The 8,923-nt window shown below is 72.2% G+C and carries 9 protein-coding genes and 1 tRNA gene; 7 read left to right on the top strand and 3 right to left on the bottom strand.

Annotated features, from left to right (window positions below; all coding sequences use genetic code 11):
• Window positions 1–57 precede the first annotated feature (57 nt).
• Window positions 58–663, top strand: a complete 606-nt coding sequence (gene rdgB, locus ACWDRR_RS29765; RefSeq protein WP_387881247.1) for an RdgB/HAM1 family non-canonical purine NTP pyrophosphatase — start codon at window positions 58–60, stop codon at window positions 661–663.
• A 66-nt stretch (window positions 664–729) separates the two neighbouring features.
• On the opposite strand, the gene ACWDRR_RS29760 is transcribed toward rdgB, so the two are convergent.
• Together ACWDRR_RS29760 and ACWDRR_RS29755 are read right to left on the bottom strand one after the other, a co-directional pair.
• Window positions 730–816: transfer RNA gene (locus ACWDRR_RS29760), tRNA-Leu, on the bottom strand.
• A 394-nt stretch (window positions 817–1,210) separates the two neighbouring features.
• Window positions 1,211–1,696 carry an HPP family protein gene (locus tag ACWDRR_RS29755; protein ID WP_449775324.1) on the bottom strand — a complete coding sequence of 162 codons (486 nt, stop codon included), beginning with the start codon at window positions 1,694–1,696 and terminating at the stop codon, window positions 1,211–1,213.
• A 94-nt stretch (window positions 1,697–1,790) separates the two neighbouring features.
• Here ACWDRR_RS29755 and ACWDRR_RS29750 point away from each other — a divergent pair, with 94 nt between their 5' ends.
• Together ACWDRR_RS29750 and ACWDRR_RS29745 are read left to right on the top strand one after the other, a co-directional pair.
• Window positions 1,791–2,387 carry a CGNR zinc finger domain-containing protein gene (locus ACWDRR_RS29750; RefSeq protein ID WP_449775323.1) on the top strand — a complete coding sequence of 199 codons (597 nt, stop codon included), beginning with the start codon at window positions 1,791–1,793 and terminating at the stop codon, window positions 2,385–2,387.
• Window positions 2,388–2,630: 243 nt separating this feature from the next.
• Complete coding sequence (locus ACWDRR_RS29745) at window positions 2,631–5,051, top strand: chitinase C-terminal domain-containing protein (protein ID WP_449775332.1); 2,421 nt, start codon at window positions 2,631–2,633, stop codon at window positions 5,049–5,051.
• A 142-nt stretch (window positions 5,052–5,193) separates the two neighbouring features.
• On the opposite strand, the gene bcp is transcribed toward ACWDRR_RS29745, so the two are convergent.
• A complete protein-coding gene (gene bcp, locus ACWDRR_RS29740) occupies window positions 5,194–5,670 on the bottom strand; it encodes a thioredoxin-dependent thiol peroxidase (protein ID WP_449775322.1) in 477 nt (158 codons plus the stop codon).
• A gap of 143 nt (window positions 5,671–5,813) precedes the next feature.
• Between bcp and ACWDRR_RS29735 the strand changes: the two genes are divergently transcribed.
• From ACWDRR_RS29735 to ACWDRR_RS29720, 4 genes are all read left to right on the top strand, one after another.
• On the top strand, window positions 5,814–6,155 hold the full coding sequence (locus ACWDRR_RS29735; protein WP_449775321.1) for a DUF3618 domain-containing protein: 342 nt from the start codon (window positions 5,814–5,816) through the stop codon (window positions 6,153–6,155).
• Between the two features lie 192 nt (window positions 6,156–6,347).
• Window positions 6,348–6,650 (top strand): GroES family chaperonin, encoded by a 303-nt coding sequence (locus ACWDRR_RS29730; RefSeq protein ID WP_057237824.1) that lies wholly within the window; start codon window positions 6,348–6,350, stop codon window positions 6,648–6,650.
• A 104-nt stretch (window positions 6,651–6,754) separates the two neighbouring features.
• Window positions 6,755–7,945 (top strand): winged helix DNA-binding domain-containing protein, encoded by a 1,191-nt coding sequence (locus tag ACWDRR_RS29725; RefSeq protein WP_449775320.1) that lies wholly within the window; start codon window positions 6,755–6,757, stop codon window positions 7,943–7,945.
• A 228-nt stretch (window positions 7,946–8,173) separates the two neighbouring features.
• Window positions 8,174–8,917: a hypothetical protein gene (locus ACWDRR_RS29720; protein WP_449775319.1), complete on the top strand. Its 744-nt coding sequence runs from the start codon at window positions 8,174–8,176 to the stop codon at window positions 8,915–8,917.
• Window positions 8,918–8,923: the final 6 nt, after the last annotated feature.

Raw genomic sequence — 8,923 nt, 5'->3', positions numbered from 1 at the left:
CGCCGCCGGCAACCTCACCCAGGTCTGCACCGGCTGACGTCCGGTTAGGGTGGGTTCATGTCCACCCGTCTGATTCTCGCCACCCGCAACCAGAACAAGGTCGCCGAGCTCCGCGCCATCCTCGGCGAGGCCGGCCTCGACGTCGAACTGGTCGGCGCCGATGCCTACCCGGAGATCCCGGACGTCCGCGAGACCGGCGTCACCTTCGCCGAGAACTCCCTGCTCAAGGCACACGCCCTCGCGCAGGCCACCGGCCTGCCCGCCGTCGCCGACGACTCCGGCCTCTGCGTCGACGTCCTGGGCGGCGCCCCCGGCATCTTCTCCGCCCGCTGGGCCGGCAAGCACGGCGACGACCGCGCCAACCTGGACCTGCTGCTGGCCCAGCTCGGCGACATCGACACCCCCCACCGCGGCGCCCACTTCTTCTGCGCCGCCGCCCTGGCCCTGCCCGACGGCACCGAGCGCGTCGTCGAGGGCCGCCTGCTCGGCACCCTGCGCACCGCCCCGGCGGGCGAGGGCGGCTTCGGCTACGACCCGATCCTGGAGCCGCTCGGCGAGACCCGCACCTGCGCCGAACTGACGGCCGCGGAGAAGAACGCCATCAGCCACCGCGGCCAGGCCTTCCGCGCCCTGGCCCCGGTGGTGCGGGAGCTGTTGGGCTGACGAGCCATCGGGAACGACGAAGGCCCGCCCGGAGAGCATCTCCGGGCGGGCCTTCGTTTCTAAGGCTGGTGCGGCCTGAGGGATTCGAACCCTCGCGGGATCACTCCCACGGGTACCTAAAACCCGCGCGTCTGCCAGCTCCGCCAAGGCCGCCTGACCTCTAGTCTAGGGGCTTCCCCGGCGCTGGAACACTGCAATTCCGTGTCGTGGTGCCGTCCTGCTCGTAGTCCGGGACCGATCTCGTGTGCCTGTTCCTGGTGCGCCCGCGGTAGGTGTCGGTGACGGCACGACAGTTCGGGCGGAGCGGCCGGAGGTTGGCGGCCGGTTGTCCGACCGGTCGCCGTTGATGTGGTCGACCTCCGGGGTCGGCGGACGACCCTGCCACCGCGGTCCGATGCCGCGGCCCTCGCACGGCGAAGCGGCGGCCGCGGCGGTGGTGGCGAGCAGCTCACGGGTGTACGTGACCGGCACGGTCGTCCCCCTTCGGGCCTCTGTGGGCACCCGTCCTGACGCGTGCGGACGAGTGGGGCGGGGATCGGTCACGGCCTCACCACCAGTACGTCGGGTACGTCCGGCGGGTGAGGCGGGCGGCGAGGAGGCCGGTGGCGGTGAGGAGGAGGGTGGCGAGGAGCAGCAGGGGGAGGAAGCGGGCGGGGTCGGGGGCGGTGAGGGTGACGATGACGGCGGTGGCGGCCGCGGGGGAATGGGGGGTGCGGGCGAGGGTCATGGCGCCGAGGGCGAGGCCGCCGGCGATGGCGGCGGACCAGTAGGCGGGGGTGGTGGCGGCGAGGACGGCGTAGCCGGTGAGGGCGGAGACGAGTTGGCCGCCGATGACGCTGCGGGGTTGGGCGAGGGGGAGGGTGGGGGCGCCGGCGATGAGGGCCATGGAGGCGGCGAGCGGGGGGATGAGGAGGGGTTGGCGGGTGAGGGTGCCGAGGGCGGCGAGGGTGAGCAGGGCGGTGACGGCAGTGGCGGTGGAGGTGAGGAGGGCGGTCGGGGCGGGTCGGGCGGGGGCTTGGCTGGGGAGGGGCATGGCGGGGTGCTCCTAACGGCAAAGTCGGCAGGCAAGCGTTAGTCTGCGGGCTTTCGCTAACTGATGGCAAGTGGCGTTACCGTTAGGTATGGGCATGGTGGAGCGCGGCGCGGTGGACGAGATGCCGGTGGGTGGCGAGCATCTCGCGCTGGACCTGGTGAACAGCACCTTCGTGCGGGGAGGCCTGCGCGGACATCTGGTGGACGTGCTGGTCGAGCCGTCCGACCTGGCCGTCTGGGTGGATCGGCACGCGGTCGAGCTGGATCTGGCGAGTGTGCCGGCGGGGGAGCCGGGGGCGGCGGAGCTGGCGGCGTTCCTGGAGCTGCGGCGGGCGCTGCGGGCGGTGCTGACCGCGGTGGTGGCGGGTGAGCCGGCGGGGGCGGTGGACGTGGCGGTGGTGAACGCGGCGGTGCGGGCGGCGCCGGGGTGGGTGGAGCTGGCGCCGGGGGCGGCCGCGCAGGGGGTGCGCCGGTCGGCCGCGGCGGAGCGCGGGGCGGTGCTGCTGGGGCGGGTGGCGCAGGCGGGGGTGGAGTTGCTGACGGGGGGTCGGCGGGAGTCGGTGCGGGCCTGTCCGGCGCCGGGTTGCATCCTGTTCTTCCTGCAGGTGCACGCGCGTCGGGCGTGGTGTTCGACGTCCTGCGGGACGCGGGTCCGGGTGGCCCGGCACAGTCGTCGGCATACGGAGGAGTGACCGGCGGGTATCAGCCGTTCGACCGGTGTTCTTGGGGATTTGATTACCAATTGGTACAGACCTATTGACCTATGTGGTTCAGACCACATAGCTTCAGCGCCAATCTGCATTCCCCCACGTGCGTGCTCCCCCACAGGTACGCGCCGACACTCTCTCCCGGAGGACCGAGTGTTGATCCGAAGCACGGCCGAGCAGCGTCCCACCGCTGCCCGCCGCTCCAAGAACCCGGCCGCCCGGGCGGGCATGGCCTCGCTGGCGGTCGCCGGCCTGGCCGGCCTGCTGATGGCGACGCTGGGTGCGGCGCCCTCGCAGGCGTCCGCCACCGTCGACAACGCGGCCTGTCGGCCGGACGGCATGTACCAGACTCCCGGGGTGGACGTCCCGTACTGCAGCGTCTACGACACCGAGGGCCGCGAGAAGATGGGCGCGGACCACCAGCGCCGCATCATCGGCTACTTCACCGGCTGGCGCACCGGCAAGGACGGGACCCCGCCCTACCTGGTGAGCGACGTCCCCTGGGACAAGGTCACCCACCTGAACTACGCGTTCGGGCACGTCGGCGGCGACAACAAGATCTCGGTCGGCACCGACAACGACAAGAACGAGGCCACCGGGATCTCCTTCCCGGGCGTCCCCGGCGCGGAGCTGGACCCGTCGCTGCCGTACAAGGGCCACTTCAACCTGCTGACGAAGTTCAAGAAGCAGTACCCGAACGTCAAGACCATGATCTCGGTGGGCGGTTGGACCGAGACCGGCGGGTACTTCGGCGACGACGGCAAGCGCGTCAACTCCGGCGGCTTCTACTCGATGACCGTCAACCCGGACGGCAGCGTCAACCAGGCGGGCATCGACACCTTCGCCAACTCCTCGGTCGACTTCATCAAGAAGTACGGCTTCAACGGCGTCGACATCGACTACGAGTACCCGACCTCGATGAAGGACGCGGGCAACCCGCTGGACTGGCAGCTCGCCAACGGCAAGCGCGCCTCGCTGGCCAAGGGCTACGCGGCGCTGATGAAGACGCTGCGCGAGAAGCTCGACCGGGCCGGCGCCGCCGACGGCAAGCACTACCTGCTCTCGGTCGCGGCCCCGTCGTCCGGCTACCTGCTGCGCGGCATGGAGACCTTCCAGATCGCGCAGTACCTGGACTACGTCAACATCATGTCGTACGACCTGCACGGCGCCTGGAACAAGTACGTCGGCCCGAACGCCTCGCTGTTCGACGACGGCAAGGACGGCGAGCTGGCGGCGGCCAACGTGTACGGCACCGGCCAGTACGGCGGCATCGGCTACCTGAACGCCGACTGGTCGTACCACTACTTCCGCGGTTCGATGCCGGGCGGCCGGATCAACGTCGGCCTGCCGTACTACACGCGCGGGTTCAAGAACGTCACCGGCGGCACCAACGGCCTCTGGGGCACCGCGTCCGCGACCACCTGCCCGGTGGGCGCCGGGCTGACGGCGTGCGGTGACGGCGCGGTCGGCATCGACAACATCTGGAACGACAAGGACGACGCGGGCAAGGAGTCCCCGGCGGGCTCGAACCCGATGTGGCACGCGAAGAACCTGGAGAAGGGCATCGTGCCCGACTACCTCTCCAAGTACGGCGTGACCGACACCGCCCTGCAGGGCACCTACACCCGCAACTACAGCTCCACCCTGGTGGCGCCGTGGCTGTGGAACGACACCAAGAAGGTGTTCCTCTCCACCGAGGACGAGCAGTCGGTGGCCGCCAAGGCGGACTACATCGTCAACCAGGGCGCCGGCGGCGCGATGATCTGGGAGCTCGCGGGCGACTACAAGTGGGACGCGGCGGCCAACGGCGGCAAGGGCCAGTACGTGCCGGGCTCGACGCTGACCTCGCTGATGTACGACAAGTTCAAGGCGGCCTCGCCGTACGGCGCGACCCGCTCGACGGTCGCGCTGCCGCAGCAGACCCTGCCGATCGACGTGTCGTTCACCAACTTCGCGCTGGGTGACTCGAACTACCCGATCAACCCGAAGATCCACATCGTCAACAACTCGACGCTGACCCTGCCGGGCGGCACCGAGTTCCAGTTCGACTACAGCAACTCGGCCCCGGGCAACGCCAAGGACCAGTCCGGCTTCGGGCTGACCGTCATCAAGCAGGACAACCCCGGTCCGGGCAACGTGGGCGGCCTCAAGGGCACCTACAACCGCGTCTCGGTGAAGCTGCCGGGCTGGCAGTCGCTGGCGCCCGGTGCGTCGATCGACATGGACTTCGTCTACTACCTGCCGGTCTCGACGCCGTCGAACTGGACGGTCAACGTCGCCGGCACGCTGTACGGCCTGAAGGGCGACCTGACCCGGGGCAGCACGGGCGGCAGCACCCCGTCGCCGACCGCGACGCCGACCGTCACCCCGACCGTCACGCCCACGGTGACCCCGACCGTCACGCCCACGGTCACGCCGACCGTGACGCCGACCGTCACGCCCACGGTGACCCCGACCGTCACGCCGACCGTGACCCCGACCTCGGGCGCCTGCACGGGCGCGCCGAGCTGGGACGCGGGCAGCACCTACGCGTCGACCACCAAGGTGTCCTGGAAGGGCCACTACTACCAGAACAAGTGGTGGACCAAGGGCGACGACCCCAGCGCCAGCGGCGCCTGGGGTGTCTGGAGCGACCTCGGGGCCTGCTGATCGGGAGATCCGATGAGCGTGGCTCAGTGAGGTGAGAGACGCGGTGGCGGTGCACCCGGTCGGGGGGTGCGCCGCCACCGCTTCGTCGTGGGCCGGAGGGCCCGCGGGCCCGGAGGTCTCGGTGGACCCGGGGGCCCTGAGGTCAGGCCGCCTCGACCTTCAGGTCGCGCAGCAGCTTGGCGACGTGGCCGGTGGCCTTGACGTTGTACAGGGCGTGCTCGACCTTGCCCTGCTCGTCGACGATCACGGTGGAGCGGATCACGCCGGTGACGGTCTTGCCGTAGAGCTTCTTCTCGCCGAACGCGCCGTAGGCCTCCAGCACCTTCTTCTCCGGGTCGGAGAGCAGGGTGACCTTGAGGTCCTCGGCCTCGCGGAACTTGCCGAGCTTCTCCGGCTTGTCCGGCGAGATGCCGATGACGTCGTACCCGGCGCCCGCGAAGACCTCCAGGTTGTCGGTGAAGTCGCAGGCCTGCTTGGTGCAGCCGGGGGTGAGCGCGGCGGGGTAGAAGTAGACGATCACCTTGCGGCCGAGGTGGCCGGCGAGGGACACCTGGTTGCCGTCGGCGTCGGACAGGCTGAAGGCGGGCGCGGTGTCGCCGGGCTGGAGACGCTCACTCACGGGGGACTCTCCTGGTGCGTGGACGGGTGGTCGTACCACGGCCAACTTACCTCCGATGGTGGGTGGGGCCGCGCGGGCCGGGTCGGCAACTGACAAACTGGGTCAGTCGCACAGGACAACATCAGTGAATTGGGGTGGCCCGAGTGGGCGAGGCGAGCACGAAGGACAAGTCGGCGCGGACGACCGCCCAGATCGAGGCGGACATCTCCCGCACCCGCACCCAGCTGGCGGCGACCCTGGACGAGCTCGCCATGCGCGTCCACCCGAGCACCATCACGGCCCAGGTCAAGGCGAAGGCCGTGGCCTCCGTCGAGGAGAAGGCCGGCCGGGCGTACGTGGCGGCCAGCGGGCTGGTCGAGCAGGCGAAGGCGCGGTTCGTGGACGAGAAGGGTCAGCCGCGCAAGGAGCGGATCGTGCCCGCCGCGCTGGTCGGCGTCGGCCTGGTGCTGCTGGTCGCCTCGGCCCGCAAGCGCCGCAAGGGCTGAGCGAACGGGGTTTCCCGGGGCCGGGTGCCACAGGCACCCGGCCTTCCGCATGCCGGTCCGGCGTCACGCGGCGCGCCCGGGAGCGGTACCTTCGGGACCGTGAGTACGAACGACGAACCGACCCTGCGGACCACCTCCCCCGAGCAGGACTCGCCGCGCCACGACCGGCTGGGCGAGAAGCTGCCGATCAAGATGCTGCACGACCGCGTCCTGGTGAAGACCGAGGGCAGCGAGGGCGAGCGCCGCTCGACCGGCGGCATCCTCATCCCGGCCACCGCCGAGCTGTCCAAGCGCTGCACCTGGGCCGAGGCCGTCGCGGTGGGCCAGAGCGTCCGCTCGGTGGAGCCCGGCGACCGCGTCCTGTACGACCCCGAGGACAAGCTGGAGGTCGAGGTCCGCGGCGCCACCTACGTGCTGCTGCGCGAGCGGGACCTGCACGCGGTGGCCGCGATGCGCTTCGGCGACGCGGAGGGCTCGACCGGGCTGTACCTCTGACGGCCGGGGCCGCGCCCTGACCGGACGGCCCTCCGGCCGGCCGGCACGCCGTGCCCGCCGCGCGCGGCCGCGCCGCTGTCGGTGGGCGGCAGTAGGGTCCCGGCATGAGCAACGGTGTGCCTTCGAGCGGTGTCCGTTCGATCAGTGACGACCAGCGCCGGGCCCGGGTCGGGCGGCGGCACCTGCTGGCGCGCGCCGAGCGGGTGGCCCGGGTGGAGCAGGTGGCGGACGCGCTCGTCGGGCTGCACGCCACGGACGCCGCGACGGTCTACCTCTCGGCCTGCGCGCGGCTGGCCGAGCCGTCGGCGGCGGAGGTGGAGCGGGCGCTGTACGAGGACGTCTCGCTGGTGAAGCTGCTGTCGATGCGGCGCACCATCTTCGCGGTGACGGAGGAGTTCGCCCCGTACGTCAGCTCGGCGGCCGCGCGGGCGATCGCGGTCAAGGAGCGGGCGACGCTGCTGAAGCACCTGCGGGACTTCGCCGAGGGGTGGGACGAGCCGCGGCTCGCCGAGACCGAGCGGGCCGTACTGGCGGCGCTGACCGTGCGCGGCGAGGCGACGACGGCCGAACTCTCCGTGGACGTACCGGCGTTGCGCGAGACGATGCTGATGGCGCAGGGCAAGCCGTACGAGGCCCGGCAGAGCGTGGGCAGCCGGCTGCTGCGGCTGCTGGCCTCGGACGGGCACGTGCGGCGCTGCCGTCCGCGTGGCTCCTGGCTGAGCAGCAGCTATCCGTGGGCGCCGGTGCCGCAGTGGCCGGACGTGCCGGTGCGGGAGGCGAAGGCCGAGGTGGTCCGGCGGTGGCTGGCGGCGTACGGCCCGGCCACGGTCGAGGACGTGAAGTGGTGGACGGGCTGGACGCTGGGGGACGCCCGCAGGGCGCTGGCGGACCTCGGCGCGGTGGACGTGGCGCTGGCCGGCGGCGCGGCCGGCCTGGTGCTGCCCGGGGACGCGGAGCCGTTGGCGGAGCCCGAGCCGTGGGCGGCGCTGCTGCCGGCGCTGGATCCGACGACGATGGGCTGGCGCGGGCGCGACTGGTACCTGCGGCCGGAGGACGTGCCGGCGCTGTTCGACCGGGCGGGCAACGTCGGGCCGACGCTCTGGTGGTGCGGCCGGGTGGTCGGCGGTTGGGCGCAGCGCGCCGACGGCGAGCTGGTGTGGCGGTACTTCACGGACGTCGGGGCCGAGGGGCGGGCGGCGATCGAGGCGGAGGCGGCGCGGTTGTCGGGCTGGCTGGGGGAGGTGCGGGTGACGCCGCGGATCCGGACTCCGCTGGAGCGGGAGCTGGTCGCGTAGGGCCGGGCGCTTCGGCTGACGGGTCCTCAAGAGGTGTGGGGAGCTCGGGCGGTGACCGGCCCGGTGCTGAGCCACGGGCGTTGCAGTCCGGTGACACGGAGCGCGCTGTTCCGTCGATTGTTCGCACTAGGTTCGATCGTGCACGCCGCCGCATTGCCTCGCGGTTCCTGCACGAGAGGGACGGGCAATGGGCGAGACCTCACCCGTACTTCGCTCAGGAGAACCCGCATGTCCCCCTTGAGGACCCGCCGCGCGACCACCGTCCGTTCGCTGGCCGGCGCCGTTCTGGCCGCCGCGCTGTTCGTCCCCGCGGCGACGGCGTGCAGCTCCACGTCCGCCGCGTCGGGCGCCGCCGCGGCCACCACGCCGCCCGCGCCCGCCGCCACCGCGCCGGCCGTGACCACGCCGCCCGCGCCCACCACTCCTGCCGCGCAGGGCACCGCCGCTCCGGCCGGTACGTCGGCCGCGCCCGGCGCCGGTACGTCGGCCGCCCCGCCCGCCTCGCCCCGGGCCGGCGCGCCGGCGACCACCCCGTCGGCCGCCCCGGCCAAGGGGAAGTCCCCGGTCCGCACCCAGACCCTGGTGGACGGCAGCACGGCCGAGGTCCAGGCGGTCGGGGCCCAGAACTACGCTGCCAAGATCGTCAACAGCGGTGCCGTCCTCGCCACGCTGGAGACGCACGACACCGACGCCGGGCTGGACGCCAACGGCATGTTCGTCGTGCTCTCGCTGGACGGCCAGGTCCACTCCTGGATGGGCGGCGAGCACCAGGGGCCGGGTACGTTCAAGCTCGCGGGCGGTTGGACGGCCAAGGTCACCAAGGTCGGCGAGCTCCGGTACCGCGCGCAGATCCTCGGCAACGACAACGCCGTGAACGGCACGCTGGAGGCGAACCAGCAGGACGCCGGAGCCGTCGCCAACGGCGTCTACATCGTGCTCAGCGCCGGCGGCGAGATCAGCGCCCACATGTGACCGGGC

Source organism: Kitasatospora sp. NPDC003701 (genome assembly GCF_053587085.1).
The sequence above is the reverse complement of the archived record's forward strand: the minus strand, read 5'-3'. Positions and strand labels throughout refer to the sequence as shown.

Coding starts and splice junctions, on each gene's coding strand:
- ACWDRR_RS29720 (WP_449775319.1), top strand. CDS start 8,174: ATGTCCCCCTTGAGGACCCGCCGCGCGACCACCGTCCGTTCGCTGGCC.
- ACWDRR_RS29730 (WP_057237824.1), top strand. CDS start 6,348: ATGCTGCACGACCGCGTCCTGGTGAAGACCGAGGGCAGCGAGGGCGAG.
- ACWDRR_RS29750 (WP_449775323.1), top strand. CDS start 1,791: ATGGTGGAGCGCGGCGCGGTGGACGAGATGCCGGTGGGTGGCGAGCAT.
- ACWDRR_RS29725 (WP_449775320.1), top strand. CDS start 6,755: ATGAGCAACGGTGTGCCTTCGAGCGGTGTCCGTTCGATCAGTGACGAC.
- ACWDRR_RS29755 (WP_449775324.1), bottom strand. CDS start 1,696: ATGCCCCTCCCCAGCCAAGCCCCCGCCCGACCCGCCCCGACCGCCCTC.
- rdgB (WP_387881247.1), top strand. CDS start 58: ATGTCCACCCGTCTGATTCTCGCCACCCGCAACCAGAACAAGGTCGCC.
- ACWDRR_RS29745 (WP_449775332.1), top strand. CDS start 2,631: ATGGCCTCGCTGGCGGTCGCCGGCCTGGCCGGCCTGCTGATGGCGACG.